Origin of the sequence: Aquariibacter albus, from assembly GCF_014145335.1 — a bacterium.
Taxonomy (GTDB): Bacteria; Pseudomonadota; Gammaproteobacteria; order Burkholderiales; family Burkholderiaceae_C; genus Aquariibacter; species Aquariibacter albus.
In genome coordinates this window covers 1,231,296-1,251,024 of sequence record NZ_JACIVI010000001.1, presented here as the reverse complement: position 1 = coordinate 1,251,024, position 19,729 = coordinate 1,231,296, and the positions used below count along the sequence as shown (strand labels likewise).

Sequence of the window (19,729 nt, the reverse complement as noted above, 5' to 3'; positions counted from 1 at the left end):
TGCGAGCTGGGAGCTGTACCTCCTGCGCACCGGGAAGCATCCCGAGCTGATCGTGCAGGCGCTGGTGTCTGTGGAGGGCCTGGCCGGCGCGGGAACGACCCCTCTGCAGGCCGCGCAAACTCGTGCTTAATTCTTCAGCACTGATTCCCACGAATGGCCCCGCAAGCCGCGTCAACGCTTGAAAGTCGGCTCAGATTGTGATTCTGGTCGTCGTGGGTTCGAGTCCCATCAGCCACCCCACCTGATCCAGCGAACAAGGCCCCGCACCGCAAAGTGCGGGGCCTTGTCGCTTTGGGGCTTCCGATGCGCGTCGCGGGAAGCGGTGCGCAGGGGGCGATTGCTGTCGGGCTCGCAGCAGGACGGGCGGCGGACACCGGCTTCGGTGTTCATCCCGCAGCAGGCGGGCTTGGGCAGTGCTCGCGGCGCAGCAGGCGACCGACGGTTTCCCGGGCATGCGCGTTGCGCAGCAGGGGCAGGGCAGGCCGCCACGCCGGGGCTGCCCGGGGCGCCCCGGCCGGGGCGTTCCTGCCGCCTGCCTGTATCAGCCGATGAGCCTGCCTGCGCGTCCCAACATCCTCTTCATCCTGGCCGACGATCTGGGCTGGGCCGATCTCGGCGTCTATGGCGCCCGTGACATCCGGACGCCGCACCTCGACCGTCTGGCGGCGGGGGGGTGCGCTTCACCCAGGCCTACGCCAGTTCGGCGGTCTGCTCGGTCACGCGCGTGGCACTGATGACCGGCCGCTACCCGGGGCGCCTGCCGGTGGGCTTGGAGGAGCCGCTGGCCCGCGCCGGTGGCGGCCTTGCATGGCGTGGGTTTCCTGGAGGGGGTCGAAGGGCGGGGGATCAGCCGTAGGGCGTGGGTTCGGGCCAGCGCGACGCGAGCGAATGACGCCCGAGGTCGCGCAGCTTCTGGTCGATCGGGTCGTGCAGGGTGTGGACGCGGGCGTTGCGCCAGTAGCGGTCCAGGCCCAGGCGGCGCGAGGTGGCGCCGGCCCCGGTGAGCTCGAAGATCTGGCTGGCGATCTCGACGCTGGCCCGGTGGGCCAGCACCTTGGCCTCGGCGGTGGCCACGGCCACGGCTCCGCGGCCGGCGGCATCGAGGGCTTCGCCCTGCGCCCAGGCCGCCTCCAGCGCGGTCACGGCTTCGGCGGCGACGGCCTCGGCCGCCCGCAGCTTCAGGTGCAGCTCGCCGTGGCGGTGCTGGACGATCGGGTCGTCGATGGCCTGCGCCACCCCGGCGCTGAACCAGGGGCGGGCCTGTTCGCGCAGGTAGCGGCGGCCCTCGGCCAGCGCGCCGCGGGCCAGGCCCAGGTAGAGGTGGGTGAGGATCAGCTGCGAGATCAGCGCACGCAGCGTCTGCCAGTCGCTCAGCGGCGCACCGGGCGCCACCAGCACCTCGTCCGGCGCGACCCACACGCCTTCGAAGCGGATCGAGCCGCTGTCGGTCTGCTTCTGGCCGAAGGCATCCCAGTCCTCCTGCACATGCACGCCGGCGCGGGTGGCCGGCAGCGCCGCGATCAGCAGGCCCTCGGGCTCGGTCTGCCAGCCGGAGACGATCAGCCAGTCCGCCCCGACCGAGCCGGAGCAGTAGCGCTTGCTGCCGTCGAGCACCCAGCCGCTGCCTTCGCGGCGCGCCACCGTGCGACGGTCCAGCGGGTTGAGGGCATTGCCCCAGAAGCGCGTGCGGCCGGGCGGATCGCGCAGCAGCGCGGCCTGCTGGGCCGGGGTGCCGTAGATGCGCACCGTCGCCAGCTGCAGGTGGTGGAAGGCGAAGAGGTGGGCCAGCGCGCTGTCCACCTCGGCCATGCGGGCGAGCACGCGGTAGAAGCCGGTCCACGAGACGCCCTGGCCCCCGAAGGCGCTCGGTCGGGTCAGGTCCAGCAGGCCGCTGGCGCGCAGCGCGGCGCGCTCCTCGGCGGCATGGCCCCCCTGCTGGTCCCGGGCGACCGCGGTGGCGGCCCAGCGGCTCAGCAGGTCTTCGAGCACCGGGTTCAGGCCGTCGGCCTCGGACGGGCGGGGCGGGGGCAGGGGGGTGGACATCGGCGGGGTTCTCCTGGGGAGCCGCGCACTGTGCCCGCGGCCCCCGGCCGGCGGAACCAAGGCTTTTGCACATCGATCTGCGCGATCGGCGCAAGCCGCCGCCCCCCGCCCCGGACGACCTGAGCGGGCAAGGCGGCTTCGTTCACACCCTCTCAGAAGTCCGGACCGCCGAAGCCGCCGCCCGGGGCCGCCGGCGCGGCCGGTTTGTCCTCGGGCAGCTCCGCGACGATGGCTTCCGTCGTCAGGATCAGGCTGGCCACTGAGGCTGCGTTCTGCAGCGCGGTGCGGGTGACCTTGGCCGGATCCAGCACGCCCTGCGCGACCAGGTCGCCGTACTCGCCGGTGGCGGCGTTGTAGCCCTCGTTGCCCCGGCCCTGCAGCACGCGGTCGACGACCACGCTCGGTTCGGCGCCGGCGTTGGCGACGATCTGCCGCAGCGGCTCCTCGATCGCGCGCAGCACCAGGCGGATGCCAGCGTCCTGGTCGCTGTTGTCGCCGCGGACCGTGCCCACGGCCTGCCGGGCCCGCAGCAGGGCCACGCCGCCGCCGGGCACCACGCCTTCCTCGATGGCCGCCCGGGTGGCGTGCAGCGCATCCTCGACGCGGGCCTTCTTCTCCTTCAGCTTGACCTCGGTCGCGGCGCCGACCTTGATGACCGCCACGCCGCCGGCCAGCTTGGCCACGCGTTCCTGCAGCTTCTCGCGGTCGTAGTCGCTGCTCGTGCTGTCGATCTGCGCGAGGGCGTCGCCCACGAAAACGACTTGCTTGGCAGGCATGGGAGGCTCTCTGAATGCTGGGGCCACGGCCGGGCTGCTGCATCGCCAGCAGTGCCGGCTCCGCACGGGCCTTCGCGCTGCCCCGGGCGCAGCAGCCCGGGGCCGCCGGCTTCAGCGCCCCGGTTGCGGGGTCAGACGCAGGTAGGGCGTGACCGCCTCGTGGCCCTGCGGAAACTTCTGCGCGATCAGCTCGGGGTCCTGCAGCGAGGGCAGGATCACCACCCGCTGGCCGTCCTGCCAGTCGGCCGGGGTGGCCACGCTGTGCTGGTCGGTGAGCTGCAGCGAATCGAGCACCCGCAGGATCTCGGCGAAGTTGCGGCCGGTGCTGGCGGGGTAGGTGATCGTCGCGCGGATCTTCTTGGCCGGGTCGATGAAGAAGACCGAGCGCACGGTCGCCGTGGTGCTGGCGTTCGGATGGATCAGGTCGTAGAGCGTGCTGACCTTGCGGTCGGCATCGGCCAGGATCGGGAAGTCGACCGTGGTGTGCTGGGTGCGATTGATGTCCTCGATCCACTTCAGGTGCGCGTCGACCGGGTCGACCGACAGGGCGAGGACCTTGACCCGGCGTTGCGCGAAGGCGTCCTTGAGCTGCGCGGTGCGGCCCAGCTCGGTGGTGCAGACCGGCGTGAAGTCGGCCGGGTGCGAATACAGCACGCCCCAGTGCGTGCCGAGCCAGTCGTGGAAGCGGATCGGGCCGATGCTGGAGGCCTGTTCGAAGTCGGGGGCGAGATCGCCGATGCGGAGCGTGGGCATGTGAGCCTCTCGGGAAGGTGAGGAGGCCCGCAGGCTAGGCGGCGCCCCGGCGCCGGGCCAAGCGCGACTCCCGCAGAAGCTCATGCGCTCCGGCCGCGCGGGCGGCCCCCGGCAGCCGCTCGGCTGCGAAATTCATGACGGGAAGCTGACGCGGATGCGGTGCAAGGCCAGAGGCCCCGCACGGCCTGGTGGGGTCTCGCCCCGAGGAGCCCCTCGATTCGTGGGGGTCGAAGCGGTCGCCGGGATCGTTCGAGTGCGCGAAACCCGGGAAATATTCCTGAGGATTCGGGCCCCGAAGTCCTGGTTCCGCACGCCGCCAGTCCATCCGAGTGACCCAGCCGGAAACCCGAAAGAATCTTCGGGAAACCCGGGTCCGGGGAGTATCAAGATTCGGCGATCAAAGCCCAGCAGGCGCTCGCATAAATCACCGCGCCGTCCTCGCTGCCGAATTCGGCATAGGCCGGATCGCGGGGGCTGCCGAACCAGCTCTCCGGGGTTTTGCCCTCGCGGTAGAGGCGTGCGTGAAAACGTCCGTGGGCATCCTTGACGAGAACCGGCCGGCCCGGCTTGGGCGGCTGCGCGCGGTCCCAGACCATCACGGTTCCCGCCGGCCGCTCAGGCGCCAGCGCATCGTCTTCCAGCACGGTCTTGAACGTGGATGGACCCCTCCCTGGGTCGGTCATCAGCGTCTCCCGGGTCATCTGGACGGGGCGGTTGAAAGCCTCGGGCAGCAGCGCAGGATCCGGGGTCTCTTGAGGGACCCCTGGCGAGCGACCGCGTCGAGCGGATGCGAGCAGTTCATCCCGGCGCGACAGAGGGCCGGGCGCGGGGACGCCCGCAGGGAGATCGCCATAGCGGCGGGCCCACTCTGCGGCGGCAATCGCTTCGTCGTAGACGGCCAGCACGTCCAGGCCGAAGTGGTCCGCGATGCGGCGCGCGGTCTCGTGCGAGGGGCTGCGCACACGGCCGTTGCAGATCTTGTGCAAGGTCGGCTGGAAGCCCGGGATGCCCATGGCCTTGGCCACGGGCAGGGCGCCGCCTGCATCTTCGACGAGTCGCTTGATGAGCTTGTGCGGCGACATGCCCTGACTATGCACCAGGGGCAAATTCGGTCATGCATTGAAAAGGTGGGCGCAGGCCCTGCAATCAATTCCATCAAGCATAGTCGGCGCGCTTGGGCTGGGCGCCGGACGGGGCCTGGTCTTGAGTTTCTTTCCAAAAAAATGGGATCGTCCCGGAGAAGCCGCGGCTTTGACGCGCGGCGGCATCGTGAATTCGCAATCGCATAATCGCATGTCGGAATTGCGAGGTCATGAAGCGCGGCTTCTTCTCCGCTGTCCCCCGGCATGGGCCCAGACCGGGCCGCACGGCGGCCGGCCGGGCAAGCCGAATCGCGATCATCCCGGCCCGCGCCGGGCCCTCGTCCAGCCCCTGAGGTCGGGGGGGGCGGGCTTCTGAAGCTTTCCCACCACGTCAAGCTTAAGCTTTCCTTCAGACAACTTGTAACTGCGCCTATCATTGCATTAGGCTGACGGAACATTGACGTTCCGCTGTGGTCCGCGTCCCCTCGCTTGCTTCGCCTGGCTGCTGCGCATGTCGCGGCGGCCGGACTCCGCCTGAAGGTTCGGGATGCGTTGGACAAATGGTTTGAATCGCTTGCGAATCCTTGGCGACCGCCTCCGGCGGTACGCAGGGGGGCCAGGGCGTTGGGCGGTCCCCCTGGGGCACCGGAATCAGAAGGAGTCGGAGTTCATGGGTCAGAAGGCGGGGATCAGCCCGGACGTGTCGTCCCTTTTCTCGCGGCTGGGCCTGGGCGGCATCGAGTCGTATCAGCACTTTTCACCCCGGCCGCTCGGGGAAACGAATCGCCCGCCCAAGGGGTTTGCGCGGCCGACCCTGCCTGTCGAGCGTGCGGAAGCCCTTTCGGTGTCCGACCCGGGTTTCCCGAGTGCAGCGGGAGACGGGCCGTCCGAAACCCTGCCCCAGGCCGCCCCCACCGGCTCGGCGTTGCCGGAGTCCGTCGCCACGCTGCCGAGCCTGCCCGCTGCGGCGTTCGGCGACATCCTGGACGCTGCGGCGGCCGAAACGCTGCCGGCGGCGGACGGCCCCAGTCCGCTTGCCCGCGCAGCGGCCGGCGCCACGCCGGCGCCTTCGGTGGAGGCTTCGCCGCGCGGCACCGTGCGGGACGAGAGCCTGTCGACCTTCACCTCCAGCACCCTGCCAGGCGCTGCCTCGGTCGAGGGCCCGAGCGTGTCGCTGACCCCGCCGCCGGGTGCGCTCTTCGAACTGCCGGGCCTCGGCGCCGTCAACCTCGACCTGCGGCCCGCCCTGCCGCCGACCGGGCGCAGCCAGCCCGAGCGCACGCCGCGCGTGGTCTTCCATTCGATCCAGGGGGGCGCGGGGGTCAGCACCCTGGCCACCGGTCTGGCCGCCCAGCTTGCGCAGGCTGGCTGGGCTCCGCGGATCCTGGACCTGAAGGGCACGGCCGAAGCCAGCCTGTTCTTCCCCCAGGCCCGCGTGGTGCCGGGTGCCGACGCCCTGGTGCTGGGCCGGGAGGGCAGCCCCCGCGCGGTCGGCCTGCTCTGCCCGTCGACGCTGGACATTCCGGGCCACGGGGTCTGGCCGGTTTCGCTGATCGAGCGCTGCGAACCCCAGTGCCGCGAGCTCTTCGCCGGCCTGACGGGCCAGGCCTTCATGATCTGCGACCTGCCCTCGGGCCACCACGAGCTGTGGCGGCGCTCCCTGGCCGATGCCGACCTGAACGTCATCCCCCTGCGGCCCGACGCCTTCGCGCTGCGTGCAGCCGAGGCCATGCTGCGGGTGCTGGAGAGCGAGCCGGGCCAGGCGCTCTTCGTGCTGAACACCTTCGATCCGCAGGACGCCGTGCACTGCCAGGTCGAGGCCTCGCTGCGCGAGCTGCTGGGTCCGCAGCTGGCGCCCTTGCCGGTGATGCGCGACCCCGGCCTGGCGGCCAGCATGCTGAAGGGCGAGCCCTTCAGCACCGAGCTGTTCCGCGGCGCCGGCTTCCAGGCGCTCTACGCCAGCTGCGCGCTTGCCGCCCTGCAGCGTCTGCACCAAGCCTGAACCATGGGTCTGGACACACGCAAGCCCCTGCGGGGGCTGGGGAGCAGCTTTGTCTTCGGCCTGACGCTGCTGCTGGTGCTGGCGGTGATGCTGCCGCTGGTGGCCGTGCCGCTGGACTGGCAGGGCCAGACCCTGGTCTCGCTGCTGCTCTTCGCTTTCGCCTGGATCACCGCGCTGCGCATGCAGGGGCGGCGCTGGGCCACGCTGGTGCTGATCGGCCTGTCGATCTTCCTGACCTCGCGCTACGCCTACTGGCGTTTCACCGAGACCCTGGGCTTTGACGACCCGCGCTACGGCTGGGTCGATTACCTCGCCACCTTCGCGCTGCTCGGTGCCGAGGTCTACGCCTGGATCATCCTCTTCCTCGGCTACATCCAGACCGCCCGGCCGCTGAACCGCAGGCCGGTGCCGATCGAGCGGCCGCTCGAGGACTGGCCGCATGTCGATGTCTACATCCCCACCTACAACGAACCGCTGTCGGTGGTGGAGCCGACCATCATCGCCGCGCTGCACATCGACTGGCCGCGCGACAAGCTGCATGTCCACGTGCTCGACGACGGCACGCGCGACGAGTTCCGCGCCTTCGCCGCGCGGGTCGGCGCGGGCTACATCGTCCGCGAGCAGCACACCCACGCCAAGGCCGGCAACCTCAACCACGCGATGACGAAGACGAAGGGCGAGTTCATCGCCATCTTCGACTGCGACCACGTGCCGGCCCGCTCTTTCCTGCAGGTCACCATGGGCTGGATGCTGCGCGACCCGAAGATCGCGCTGCTGCAGACGCCGCACCACTTCTATTCGCCCGACCCCTTCGAGCGCAACCTCGGCCTCTTCCACGTCGTGCCCAACGAGGGCGAGCTGTTCTACGGCATCGTGCAGGACGGCAACGACCTCTGGGATGCCACCTTCTTCTGCGGGTCCTGCGCGGTGATGCGCCGCGACGCGCTGGAAGGCATCGGCGGCATCGCGGTCGAGACCGTCACCGAGGACGCCCACACCGCGCTCAAGCTCCAGCGCCTGGGCTGGCGCACGGCCTACCTGAACATCCCGCAGGCCGCCGGCCTCGCCACCGAGAACCTGGCCAGCCATGTGGGCCAGCGCATCCGCTGGGCGCGCGGCATGACGCAGATCTTCCGCATCGACAACCCGCTGCTCGGCCGCGGGCTCACCCTGTGGCAGCGCCTGTGCTACCTGAACGCGATGGCGCACTTCCTGTTCTCGATCCCGCGCCTGGTTTTCCTCACCGCCCCGCTGGCCTTCCTGCTGCTCGACCTGCGCGTGCTGAGCGCCTATGCGCTGACCTTCGCCGCCTATTCGCTGCCCCACCTGGTGCTGGCCAACATGACCAACTCCATCATCCAGGGCAGCCACCGGCATTCCTTCTGGAGCGAGGTCTACGAGACCGTGCTCGCGCCCTACATCCTGCTGCCGACCCTGCTGGCGCTCATCAATCCCAAGCTGGGCAAGTTCAACGTCACGGCCAAGGGCGGCCTGATCGAGAAGGCCTACTTCGACCGCCGCATTGCGCGGCCCTACATGGTCCTGTGGGCCCTGAACTTCGCCGGCCTGGTGGCTGCGGCCGTGCGCCTGGGCCTGGGCGCGGGGGAGGAGACCGCCACCGTCTGGATGACCGCGCTCTGGACCGTCTACAACATGGTGATCATCGGCGCCGTGCTGGCCGTGGCCCGCGAGCAGCGCCAGCTGCGCGAACACGTGCGCGTGCCGCTGGCGGTGCCGGTCGCGCTCAGCGGTCCGCGCGGCCTGCAGCCGGCCCGGACCCTCGACATGTCCGACGGCGGCCTCAGCCTGCGCAGCCTCGACCCACAGCAGCCGCTGAGCTTCGAGGAGGGCAGCGAGCTGGTGCTCGACTGGAGCGGCGAGACCCACCGCCTGCCCGTGCGCTGGGTGGCCGGCGACGGCGCCTCGGCCCCGATGCGCCTGGCCTTCCAAGATCTGCAACTTCCGGAGCGTGTGAACGTGGTCCGACTCCTCTACACCCGCGCCGACGCCTGGCTCGGCCTGGGCGAATCCCGCGAGCCGGACCGTCCGCTCGCCAGCCTGGGCCTGCTGGCCCGCCTGGCCTGGCGCGGCAGCCGGGGCATGGTCGCCAGCCTCTTCGGCGGGCGCAGCACCCGCCCCGCCGCCGTCCTGCTGGCCGCCGGCCTGGCCGGCCTGGCCTTCGGGCCGCAGCCCGCCGAAGCCGCCCCGGCCCGCCGCCCGGCGCCGGTGGAGATCGTCGAGCAGGCCCCGCCCCCCGGCCCTGGCTTTGCCGGCCAGTGGACGCTGGCGCAGATGGGCCTCAAGCAGGGCCTGCGGCTGAGCGGCGTCAACGGCCAGCAGGCGCTGTACTTCGACGTGCCGCAGGAGAAGCTGGTGCGCAACGCCAGCCTCACCGTCAAGCTGCGTCATTCGCCGGCGCTGCTGGCCAAGCTCAGCCAGATCAACGTCTACCTCAACGGGGCACTGCAGGCCACCTACTCGGTCACCGCCTCGGCCGAGGGCGCCAGCGGCAAGCTCGAAACCCGTGGGTTCGAGGTGCCGCTCGACGTCTACGCGCTCAAGGGCAGCAACAGCCTGTCCTTCCAGCTGCTCGGCCACTACACCCTGACCTGCGAGGACCCGGCGCACAGCTCGCTGTGGGCCGAGATCCTGCCCGACACCCTGCTGCGGCTCGACGGCAGCCTGCTGCGCCTGAGCGACCGCCTGCGCCGCCTGCCCGCCCCCTTCCTGCAGCGCTGGGGCCAGGGCCAGCCCGATCCGGTCCAGGTGCAGCTGCCGGCCAACCCGGGCGGACCGGTGCTGGAAGCCGCGGGCATCGTCGCCTCCTGGATCGGCACCACCGCGCGCAATGCCACGCCGCGCTTCCGCGTGGCCGAGGGCGCCGGCCTGCCGCGCGGCCATGTCATCGCCCTGCTCAGCAGCGCCGCCGGCCTGCCCGCCTGGGCCGAGGCCATGGGCCTGCCGCAGGCCACCGGGCCGATGCTGCTCGTGCGCGATCACCCCAGCGACAGCGGCAGCTCGGTGCTGCTGCTCTACGGCCGGCATGGCGAGGACCTGCGCACCGCCGCCCAGGCCCTGGCCCTGGGCCAGCACGGCCTGGCCGGCGACGAGACCCTGGTCCGCGAGCTGAACCTGCCCGCCCCGCGCGGCGTGAACGACGCGCCGCGCTGGGCCTCCACCACCCGGCCGATCAAGTTCGGCGAGCTGGTCGAGCTGGAGCGCCTGCAGGTCAGCAACGCCGGCTATGTGAACGTGCCCTTCCAGCTGCCGCCCGACCTGTTCTTCTGGAACCGCAAGTCCGCGCCCCTGACCCTGGCCTACACCTACAACCCGACGCCGCTGGGCAAGCAGTCGGCGCTGACGGTGAATGTGAACGAGCTCTTCGCCGGCTCCTCGCCGCTGAGCGGTTCGCTGGATGCCGCGTCCAAGGCCGTCGAGTACACCATCGGCCTGCCCACCGACCGCCTCTACCCGCAGGACAACAAGCTCGACATCTACTTCGGCTTCCAGATCGCGAAGGAGGGCGAGTGCAAGGACACCACGCCCGACACCCTGCGCGGCGCGCTGCTGGCCGATTCGCAGCTGGACCTCGTCGGCGTGCCGCACTTCATCCAGCTCCCCAACCTGGCTGTCTTCGGCAACGGCGGCTTCCCCTATGCGCGCCAGGCCGATTTCGCCCGCACGGCCGTGGTCATGGCCGAGACGGTCAGCCCCGGCGCGGCCTCGCTCTTCCTCGGCCTGATGGCGCACTGGGGCGGCCAGACCGGCTACCCCGCGCTGCGCCTGAGCGTGCTCAGCCCGGCCGAGGTCGCCGCCCAGGGCGACAAGGACCTGATCGTCTTCGGCGAACCCGGCCGCCAGCCCCTGCTGTCCAGCTGGGGCGAGCACCTGCCGCTGCGCGTCGGCAGCGCCGGCGGCGTGCAGCAGCAGGAGCTGGTCTGGAGCTGGAGCCGCCTGGCCCGCCTGCAGCCCTGGTGGCAGACGGTCGACGGTGAAGTCGGCGCCGGTGCGCTCGGCCAGCTGCTGGGGCAGGGCGTCTGGCCGCAGGCCCTGATCCAGCAGATCGTCTCCCCGCTGCACGGCGAGCGCAGCGCCTCGCTGCTGATCGCCCGCGACGCCGAGGGCTGGAACCTGCTCGCCCACGCCCTGCTCGACGGCGAGGCCCGGGCCGGCGTGTTCGGCAACGTCTCGGTGCTGACCGGCGACGGCAAGACCCGCTCCTTCATCGTCGATGCGCCGACCTACACCCTGGGCGACCTGCCCCCCTGGACCTGGCTGAGTTGGCGCCTGCACCACGCGCCCTGGGTGATGGCCGTGATCGTGGCCCTCGCGGCCCTGCTGCAGGCCTTCATCGTGGGCATCTGGCTGCGCCGCCGCGGTCGCCGCCGGCTGGGAGAGAAGGCCTGATGCGCGCGTGGATCCTCGCGCTGCTGGTGATGTGGCTGCCGGGCTGCGCCCCGGCCGCCGCGTCGGCCGACTGGCAGGCGACCTGGCGTTCGTACAAGAAGGAATTCGTCAGCGCCGACGGCCGCGTGGTCGACCCGCTGGGCCAGGTCACGACCTCCGAAGGCCAGGCCTACGGCATGTTCTTCGCGCTGGTCGCCGACGACCGCGCCACCTTCGACAGGCTGCTGGCCTGGACTCAGGCCAACCTGGCCGCCGGCGACCTGGCGCGCCAGCTGCCGGCCTGGCGCTGGGGTCGCCTGGGCGACGAACGCTGGGGCGTGCTCGACGAGAACAGCGCCGCCGACGCCGACCTGTGGATGGCCTATGCCCTGATCGAGGCCGAGCGCCTGTGGAAGCAGCCGCGCTACGGCCAGCTCGGTCAGGCCCTGCTCGGCCTGATCGCGCGCGACGAGGTGCTGCTGCTGCCACCCTGGGGCCCGACGCTGATGCTGGGCCGGGTCGGCAGCTCGCAGGGCGAGGGCCGCTACCTGCTCAACCCCAGCTACCTGACGCTGCCGCTGCTGCTGCGCCTGGCCGAGGCCGACCCCGCCGGGCCCTGGCTGGCCCTGGCCGATGCGATGCCGGCCTTCCTCGCCCGGCTGGCACCCATCGGCCTGGCGCCGGACTGGGTGATCTACAACGCCGCGCTGCAGCGCTTCGAGGGCGCCCCCAGCGGCCGCACCGGCAGCTATGACGCGATCCGCGTCTACCTGTGGGCCGGCCTCACCGACCCGGCCAGCCCGGGCGCCGCGTCCATCTTCCAGACCCTCAAGGGCATGGCCGAGGCCGTGGCCCGCCAGGGCAACGTGCCGCGCGAGGTCGACCCCTCCGACGGCAGCCTGCGCGGCCAGGGGCCGGTCGGCTTCAGTGCCGCCATGCTGCCGCTGCTCGGCCAGTTGCGGTTGCCGGACGGCCCGCTGCGGCAGGACGTGCTGCGCCAGCGCCAGAAGAGCGGCCTCTACGGCCAACCCGCGATGTATTACGACCAGAACCTGGCGCTGTTCGCGCTTGGCCATCTCGGCGGTGTCTACCGCTTCGATGTCCAGGGCCGGCTGCAGCGCACCGGAGGTGCACGATGAGCCTGGCCCGACTCGGCGCCCTGCTGCTGCTGGCCACCCTGGCCCTGCCCGCGGCCCGGGCGGTCGCCCCCGAGGACCTGCGCTTCTTGCGCGACAAGGCCGCGGCGCTGGAAAGCCGCGGCCGCGGCGACCTGGCCGCCGAGACCTGGCGCCAGCTGCTGGCCGTCGAGCCCAACGACACCGAGGCCATCGGCCGCCTCGGCCTGCTCGATGCCGGCGCCGGTCGCCGCAAGGACGCCCAGGAAGCGCTGGTCCGCCTGCGCAACCTGGCGCCCAGCTCGCCCTGGCTGGGCCGGCTGGAACAGAGCCTGGCCCTGCCGGCCGAAGGCCGCGGCCAGATTCAGGATGCCGGCCGGGCCCAGGCCCGCGGCGACCATGCGGCCGCCGTCAAGCTCTACGACCAGGCGCTGGCCGGTGCCGAGCCCGCGCCGGCGCTGGCCGAGGCCTATTTCAAGGCGCTGGCCAAGACCCCCGGCGGCAAGGCCGCCGCCCAGCGCCGGCTGCGTGCGCTGGTCGCGGCCGAGCCCGACCAGCCGCGCTACGCGCTGGTGCTGGGCGAGCTGCTGAGCTACGACGCCCCGACCCGCCGCGAAGGCGTGCGCCTGCTGCTGCCGCTGCAGGACCGGGCCGACGACACCGGCCCGGCCGCCCGCCAGGCGATCGCGAACGCCAAGCGCTGGGGCATCCCCGGCGGCATGCCCAGGCTGGGCACCCCGCCGGCCGTCAACCCCGTGGCCAACCTGGTGGCCAACCCGGTGGCCGTGGCACCCGCACGCGCGCCGGTGACCCGCCCGGCGCCGGTCCGCCGGGTGACCGAGGCCCCGCGCGTGGCGGCTGCGGCCCCTGAGGTGCCCCTCGTGCGCGCGCTGCCGCCGCTGCCGCGCACCGCGCCGCGCCGCGTGCAGCCGGTCGAATCCGCGCCTGCCGCGCCGCGCGAGGCCCTGGTCCCGCCGCAGCGCACGCCGGTCCACGCCGCCGGCGCCGAGGGCAGCGAGGTGCAGGCCGGCTATGCCGCGCTGCGCACGGGCAAGCTGGACGAAGCCGAGCGCCACTTCCTCAGCCTGAGCGGCCGCAATCCCGAGGTGCCCGCCTACATCGAGGGCCTGGCCGAAGTCCGCATGGCCCAGCGCCGCTACCCGGATGCGCTCGACCTGTTCGACCGCCTGCCCGCCTCGCCCAAGACCGAGGGCCGCATGCGCGAGGCCATGGGCTACGGCGCGCTCGAGATCGCCGGCGCCGAGGCCGAGGCCGGTCGCTCGCGCGAGGCCCTGCGCTACTACCGCCGCGCCGACGAGCTGCTGCCCAACCAGATCGACGTGCTCAGCGGCCTGGCCCGCGCGCAATCCGCCAGCGGCGAGCGCGAGGGCGCGCTGGAAACCCTGGGCCGTGCGCTGCAGCTGCAGCCGGAGAACCTCGGCCTGTGGCAGACGCAGAACGACCTGCTCGCGCAGGCCGGCCAGTACGAGACCCTGCTGGCCAGCGAGCGCCGCATGCCGGCCAAGGTGCGCAGCAGCCTGGATCGCCAGATCGGCCACCAGCTCACCCTGGCCCAGGCCGCGCAGCAGCTGGGCGACCGCGAACGCAGCCGCAAGGCCCTGGACAGCGCCTTCCTGATGCACCGTGGGGCCACGCCCGGCCAGCAGCTCCAGCTCGCCTGGCTGCTGCGCGAGCAGGGCGAGACCGGCCTGATGCAGTCCGTGCTCGGCCGGCTGGGCGAGGCCAAGCTCGACGCCGACCAGCAGCGCCAGTTCACGCAGCTCCGCCAGCTCAGCACCGAGAGCCAGGCCCGCGCGGCGCTGGAGCAGGGCGACCTCAGCACCGCCCGCAAGGCGGCCGAGCGCCTCGACGCCGGCAGTGCCCGTGGGCTGAATGCCGACATCGCGCTGAAGACCGCCTGGCAGCAGTACGAGGGCAAGCAGGACGCGGCGCTCTACCGCAACCTGATCGGCCTGTACCAGACCCCGGGCCTCAGCGAGGACCAGGCCCGCCAGGTGCGCGAGCTCTTCCGCTACGGCGGCGACCGCGAGGCCGGCACGCTGCTGCAGCGCAAGCGCACCGACGACGCGGCGGCGATCTACGAGCACCTCGGCGGCCTCTTCCCCGACGATGCGCACTACCCGCGCCAGCTGGCCAATGTGCGCCTGGCCGCTGGCCAGCCGGCCGAGGCCCTGGCCCTGCTGCGCGAGCTGCCCGCGCCGGCCAGCGCTGCCGAGTACCGGGCCGCCGTCGGCGCCGCGCTGGGGGCGGGCGACCGCACCCAGGCCGCGGCCTGGGCGGACGAGGCGCTGCAGCAGTTCCCCGAGGACCGCAGCCTCCTCGGCCTGGCCGCCCAGGTCGACGAGGCCAACGGCCGCTACGGCGACGCGCTCAAGCGCTACCAATCCGTGCTGCGCGGCGCCCCCGGGGCCGCCCCGGCCGCCAGCCGCTACGCCCCGGCGGCGCCTGCCGCCGCTCCCGTTCCCGCACCCGTCCGCTTGCCGGCCTTCGCCGGTGGAGATGCCCCATGAGCCTTCGCCCCATGACGCCTTCGCCGCTGCCCTCGCGCCCCCTGCTGCTCGTGGTCGCGCTGGCGGCCGCCTGGGCCGGGCCGACCCAGGCCAACGACGCCACCCGCCGCCTGCAGGACGAGCTGATGTCCATGCAGGCCGAGAACGAGAAGCTCGACCAGCAGCTGCGCCTGGTCCGGCAGATCGAGGACATGCGTCGCCAGCTGGCCGAGAAGCGCGCCGCGCTGATCCGCAGCCTGAACGGCGAGGACCTGCCGGCCGAGGCCCAGACCGTGCGCGAGCGTGCCGGCCAGCCCACGCTGCGCGAGGTGGCCGCGCCAGCCGAGCCGGCCGCCAGCCGCAACCGCCTGAGCACCGCGCTGTCCGGCAATGCGCCGCGCGCGCAATCCATCGAGGCCCGACCGGCGGCCCCCGCCGCCGTCTACCCGGGGGGCGCGGCCCCGGTCGTGCCCGCCGAGTCCGCCGTCCGCCAGGCGGCCGAAGCCCCGGCCCGGACCGTGGCCCCGCGCAGCCTCAACCTGCCGGCCCCGGCGCCGGTGGCCGCCCCGCCGGCGCCCGGCCCTTCGCTGGCCGAGCGGTACGGCGTGCGGCCGGCTGCCGCCGTGCCGGCGCCCACCGGCGGCCAGGCCGCCCCGGCCGCGGCGCCCGCCCCCCGGGCGGCCGGTGCCCCCGCGCTCAGCCCCCGCGAGCGGCAGGACACCGAGCGCCGCATCGCCGACCTGAAGGCCCGCATGTCGGGCTGGCTCGACGGCGGTGCGTCCTACCGCCAGCGTTCCGGCACCGAAGGCCTGAGCACGCTCAGCGAGGTCGACCTGCGCGCCGAGGCGTCCACCGTGCTGGGCAGCGTCGGCCGCGTCACCGCCTCGGCCACCGTGGTCAACCTCGATGCCGGCGGCCCGGCCAGCAGCGCCGATGCGGCCCTGGTCGGCACCAACCTCGGCCGGATCGGCACGCCGATCACGCCCGACAGCACGGCCACCGGCCTGGCGCTGAACCTCCAGCTCGACCAGGGCAGCTGGCAGGTCGACGTGGGCACCACGCCGCTCGGCTTCCCGCTCAGCACCTGGGTGGGTGGCCTGGCCTGGTCGCCGCCGGGCACGCCGCTGCGCCTGGAGCTGGCGCGCCGGCCCATCACCGACAGCCTGCTCTCCTATGCCGGCCTCGACGATCCGGTCAGCGGCGACACCTGGGGCGGTGTCATCAGCCACAGCGTGCAGCTGGGCGCCTATGCCAGCGAGGGCGATTTCCGGCCCTATGGCTCGGTGCTGTTCGGCACGCTCAACGGCACCGACGTGGTCAGCAACCGCCGCTTCCAGGCCAATGCCGGCGTGCGCGTGCCGCTGGACCTCGGCTCGGACCAGGACAAGGTCGAGCTCGGCGCCGACCTGCTCGTGATGGGCTACCAGCGCAACCTGAGCGGCTTCACCTACGGCCACGGTGGCTACTTCAGCCCGCGCGAGTACTACCGGCCCAGCCTCACCGCCGGCTGGCGCCACGACGGCGGCGACGCCGTCTGGAGCCTCAAGGGCCGCCTGGGCTGGCAGATGGCCAGCGAGGACGACAGCCCCTACTTCCCGAACCGCCCCAGCCTGCAGCGCAGCACCGGCAACCGCTTCTACGAGGCCCAGCGCAACACCGGTGCGGCCTACGGCCTGGAGGGCGCGGCCGCCTGGCGCATGAGCCCCCAGCTCAAGGCCGGCGGCTGGCTGCGCACCGAATACAGCCCGAACTACAACGACGTGGCCGGCGGCCTCTACGTGCAGTACTTCTTCGACGGCCAGCCCCGCACGCCGGTGCTGCACAGCACCTGGCCGGGCGGCACGCGCTGAGCGGGCGGGCCCGGGCGCCTTGCCCTCAGCCGGCGGCGTCCAGCGCGGCGGCGAGGGTGTCGGCCACCGCCTCGGCCGGCGTTTCGGCGGCGATCACCCGGCGCCAGGGCAGGCTGCGCAGCCAGGTCATCTGGCGCTTGGCCAGCTGCCGGGTGGCGGCGGCGCCTTCCTCGGCCCAGCGGGCGCGGGCGGCCGGCGGCAGCGGGCCGGCCACGGCGGCCGGGTGGCCCTGGGCGGCCAGCGCGTCCAGCACGGCCCAGCCCTGGCGGTAGCCCACGCAGCGCATCGAAGGCAGCTCGGGGTGCAGGTCGCCGCGGGCGCGCAGGGCGCGCAGCTCGTCGGGCAGGGCGCCGTCCAGCATGGCCTCGAAGCGCTGGCCGATGCGGGCATGCAGGCCGCTGCGGTCCTGCGGCTCCAGGCTGAAGAGCAGGGTGTCGGCGGGGCCGCCGTCGGCACGGGCCGGCTTGTCGAAGCGCCCGCTGTGGAAGGCCGACAGCGGCCGGCCGCTGGCCCGCCACACCTCCAGCGCGCGGCCCACCCGCTGCCGGTCGCCGGGCGCCAGGCGGGCGGCGCTGGCCGGGTCCACCGCCGCCAGCTCGGCATGCAGGGCCGGCCAGCCGCGGGCGGCGGCCTCGGCCTCGATCTGCGCGCGCAGCGCAGGGTCGGCGGGCGGCAGCTCGTCCAGGCCGTCGAACAAGGCCTTGAAATACAGCATCGTCCCGCCGACCAGCAGCGGCAGCGCGCCGCGCGCTTCGATGCCGGCCATCGCCGCCTGCGCCTCGGCCACGAAGCGGGCGGCCGAATAGGGCTCGGCCGGGTCGATCACATCGATCAGGTGGTGCGGCACCGCCGCCCGTTCGGCTGCGCTGGGCTTGGCCGTGCCGCAGTCCATGCCGCGGTAGACCAGGGCCGAATCGACGCTGACGATCTCCACCCCCAGGCCATGGCGCGCGCGCAGCCGCGCGGCCAGGGCCAGGGCCGCCGCCGTCTTGCCGCTGGCGGTGGGGCCGGCCAGGGCCAGGCGCAGGCCGGGCCTCATCGCGCGCCCCCCGTGCCCCGGCCCGGCCGGGCCGCGCCGCCGCTCAATCGAACTTTTCCCACGGGGCGAGGTAGCGCCACTGGCCCGGCGGCAACGAGGCCAGCGCCACGCGGCCGATGCGCACGCGCTTGAGGCCCGTCACCTTCAGGCCGACCAGCTCGCACATCCGGCGGATCTGCCGCTTGCGGCCCTCGCGCAGCACGAAGCGCAGCGTCGTCTCGTTCTGCCAGGACACCCGCGCCGGCCGCAGCGCCTTGCCGTCCAGGCTCAGGCCGTGACGCAGGCTCAGCACGCGATCCTCGGGGAAGAGCGTCTTCAGATCGGCCTCGGCGCCCAGTTCGGGCCGCTCGAACCATTCCACGCGGACCAGGTATTCCTTCTCCACGCCGTTGTCGTCGTCCTCCTCGCGCTCGCCGATCAGGGTGCGCGCGACGCGGCCGTCCTGCGTCAGCACCAGCAGGCCGGAGGAATCCACGTCCAGCCGCCCCGCCACCGCCAGATGGCGCAGGTGGTGGGCCTGCCAGTCGATGCCGCTGGCATCGGCGCCCCAGCGGTTCTCCGGCGTCACCAGGGTGATGGCGGGCTGGTGCCCGTCCTCCGCCTGGCCGCTCACCAGGCCCACCGGCTTGTGCAGCAGCACCGTCACCTGGCGCGATTGCAGCTCGCGGGCGCGCGGGTCGATCTCCACCTGCTGGCTGGGCAGCACCCGGGCGCCCAGGGTGTCCACCACCTGGCCGTCCACCTTCACCCAGCCGGCGGCGATCCAGTCGTCGGCCTCGCGGCGCGAGGCATGGCCCAGCTCCGCCAGACGCTTGGACAGGCGCAGCGAGCCCGGCGCGTGGGCCGGGAACTCGTCGTCGTCCTCATCCTCGTCCCGCGCAGCCGGGCGGCCGAAGCCGCCGCGCGCCGGGGCCGGCGCCTGCGGCCAGCCGGAGCGGGCCGGCGGCCCGCCCTGCGGACCGCGACGCGGATCGGGCCGGAAGCCGTCCGAGCGGCCGCCGCGCGCATCGAAGCGCGGGCCGCCCTCGCGCGGGCCGCGGTCGTCGAAGCGCGGGCGGTCGCCCCCCGGGCCGCCTTGGCCGCCGAAGCGCGGGCGATCCCCGCCGGGGCCGCCATGGCCCCCGAAGCGAGGGCGATCGCCCCCCGGGCCGCCCTGGCCGCCGAAGCGGGGCCGGTCGCCGCTCGGGCCACCTTGGCCCCCAAAGCGAGGCCGGTCGCCGCCGGGGCCACCGTGGCCCCCAAAGCGGGGACGATCCCCACCGGGGCCACCCTGGCCCCCGAAGCGCGGCCGATCGCCGCCCGAAGCCCGCGGGTCCTCGTGGCGGAAACCGCCCTCACGGCGCGGGCCGCGCTCGCTGCCGAAGCGGTCGCGGTTGCCGCCGCGCTCGCCGTCCGGCCGCGGGCCGCGCGGCTCGAAGCGCGGGCCGGGGCCGCGGTCCTGCGGGCCGCCGCGGTGATCGGGCCGGGGGCCGAAGCGCGGGCGCTCGTCCGGGCCCTCGCCCGCACGGCGGAAGGCCGGGTCGGGGCGCGGGCCGCGCGGGCGCTCGTCGCGCGGCGGCGTCCAGCCGCTGCCCTCGCCCTCGCGCGGCGGGCGGAAGCCAGCCTCCCGCGGCGGCGCCGGCCGGCGGTCGCCGCCGAAGGGGCCACCCGGGCCGCTGCGGCGCCGGTCGTCAAAGCGCGGGCCGCCGTCCTCGCGACGCGGGCCGTCGCGGAAGCCGCCGCCCTCCGGGCGCGGGCCCGGACGGAAACCGCCTCCTTCAGGCCGCGGACCGGGGCGGAAACCGCCGCCCTCCGGCCGCGGACCCTGGCGGAAGCCACTCCCCTCGGGCCGCGGACCGCCAAAGCGCGGGCGCTCGCCCCGGGGGTCGGGCCGGGGGCGTTCGTCGCGCCAGCCACCGGGGGCGCCGTCGCGCTCGGGCCGCGGGCCGCGCGGGCCCTCGCCGTCGCGGCGCGGGCCGCCGAAGGCCGGGCGATCACCGCGCGGCGGACGGCCCGGATCGGGCAACACGCGGGCCGGCGCCTCGTCGCGCTGCTGCTTCTCGTGCTTCTGGTGCAGGTGGCGGCCGGTCGGCGTGATGCCGCGCACGGGGCTGCGCTTGTCCTGGCGCCGGTCCGCTTGCGGACGGGGCGACTTGGGGGGGAGCTTGAGGGTGGCCATGGTGGCAGGCCCCGG

Annotated in this window: 11 protein-coding genes and 2 pseudogenes; 6 read left to right on the top strand and 7 right to left on the bottom strand. The window is 73.7% G+C overall.

All coding sequences use genetic code 11. From position 1 onward, the window contains the following. Positions 1–548: 548 nt before the first annotated feature. Positions 549–805: pseudogene (locus H4F90_RS05555) on the top strand (sulfatase-like hydrolase/transferase); the annotation flags it as partial. 41 nt (positions 806–846) lie between these two features. On the opposite strand, the gene H4F90_RS05550 reads toward H4F90_RS05555, so the two are convergent. The 5 genes and pseudogenes from H4F90_RS05550 to H4F90_RS05530 form a co-directional block, all read right to left on the bottom strand. Next, entirely contained in the window at positions 847–2,043 is a 1,197-nt protein-coding gene (locus tag H4F90_RS05550) for an acyl-CoA dehydrogenase family protein (protein ID WP_182662231.1), read from the bottom strand. 152 nt (positions 2,044–2,195) lie between these two features. After that, positions 2,196–2,777: pseudogene (locus tag H4F90_RS05545) on the bottom strand (TCP-1/cpn60 chaperonin family protein); the annotation flags it as partial. A gap of 153 nt (positions 2,778–2,930) precedes the next feature. After that, on the bottom strand, positions 2,931–3,572 hold the full coding sequence (locus tag H4F90_RS05540; protein ID WP_182662229.1) for a peroxiredoxin: 642 nt from the start codon (positions 3,570–3,572) through the stop codon (positions 2,931–2,933). 383 nt (positions 3,573–3,955) lie between these two features. Beyond that, complete coding sequence (locus H4F90_RS05535; protein WP_182662227.1) at positions 3,956–4,654, bottom strand: helix-turn-helix domain-containing protein; 699 nt, start codon at positions 4,652–4,654, stop codon at positions 3,956–3,958. A gap of 73 nt (positions 4,655–4,727) precedes the next feature. Next, entirely contained in the window at positions 4,728–4,886 is a 159-nt protein-coding gene (locus H4F90_RS05530; RefSeq protein WP_182662225.1) for a hypothetical protein, read from the bottom strand. 693 nt (positions 4,887–5,579) lie between these two features. Here H4F90_RS05530 and H4F90_RS05525 point away from each other — a divergent pair. The 5 genes from H4F90_RS05525 to H4F90_RS15740 are packed head-to-tail and all read left to right on the top strand — an operon-like array spanning position 5,580 to position 16,517. After that, on the top strand, positions 5,580–6,656 hold the full coding sequence (locus H4F90_RS05525; protein ID WP_182662223.1) for a ParA family protein: 1,077 nt from the start codon (positions 5,580–5,582) through the stop codon (positions 6,654–6,656). A gap of 3 nt (positions 6,657–6,659) precedes the next feature. Continuing rightward, complete coding sequence (gene bcsA / locus H4F90_RS05520) at positions 6,660–11,063, top strand: UDP-forming cellulose synthase catalytic subunit (protein WP_182662221.1); 4,404 nt, start codon at positions 6,660–6,662, stop codon at positions 11,061–11,063. Further along, positions 11,063–12,181 (top strand): cellulose synthase complex periplasmic endoglucanase BcsZ, encoded by a 1,119-nt coding sequence (gene bcsZ / locus H4F90_RS05515; protein WP_182662219.1) that lies wholly within the window; start codon positions 11,063–11,065, stop codon positions 12,179–12,181. The genes bcsA and bcsZ overlap by 1 nt, the downstream gene beginning before the upstream one ends. Next, a complete protein-coding gene (locus H4F90_RS05510) occupies positions 12,178–14,688 on the top strand; it encodes a tetratricopeptide repeat protein (RefSeq protein ID WP_182662217.1) in 2,511 nt (836 codons plus the stop codon). Before bcsZ ends, H4F90_RS05510 begins: the two co-directional genes overlap by 4 nt. Further along, on the top strand, positions 14,685–16,517 hold the full coding sequence (locus tag H4F90_RS15740) for a cellulose synthase subunit BcsC-related outer membrane protein (RefSeq protein ID WP_182662215.1): 1,833 nt from the start codon (positions 14,685–14,687) through the stop codon (positions 16,515–16,517). The genes H4F90_RS05510 and H4F90_RS15740 overlap by 4 nt, the downstream gene beginning before the upstream one ends. Positions 16,518–16,542: 25 nt before the next feature. On the opposite strand, the gene miaA is transcribed toward H4F90_RS15740, so the two are convergent. Both miaA and H4F90_RS15390 read right to left on the bottom strand, forming a co-directional pair. Then, positions 16,543–17,556: a tRNA (adenosine(37)-N6)-dimethylallyltransferase MiaA gene (gene miaA / locus H4F90_RS05500; RefSeq protein WP_182662213.1), complete on the bottom strand. Its 1,014-nt coding sequence runs from the start codon at positions 17,554–17,556 to the stop codon at positions 16,543–16,545. A 43-nt stretch (positions 17,557–17,599) separates the two neighbouring features. Then, positions 17,600–19,714: a pseudouridine synthase gene (locus H4F90_RS15390; RefSeq protein ID WP_220486045.1), complete on the bottom strand. Its 2,115-nt coding sequence runs from the start codon at positions 19,712–19,714 to the stop codon at positions 17,600–17,602. Positions 19,715–19,729: the final 15 nt, after the last annotated feature.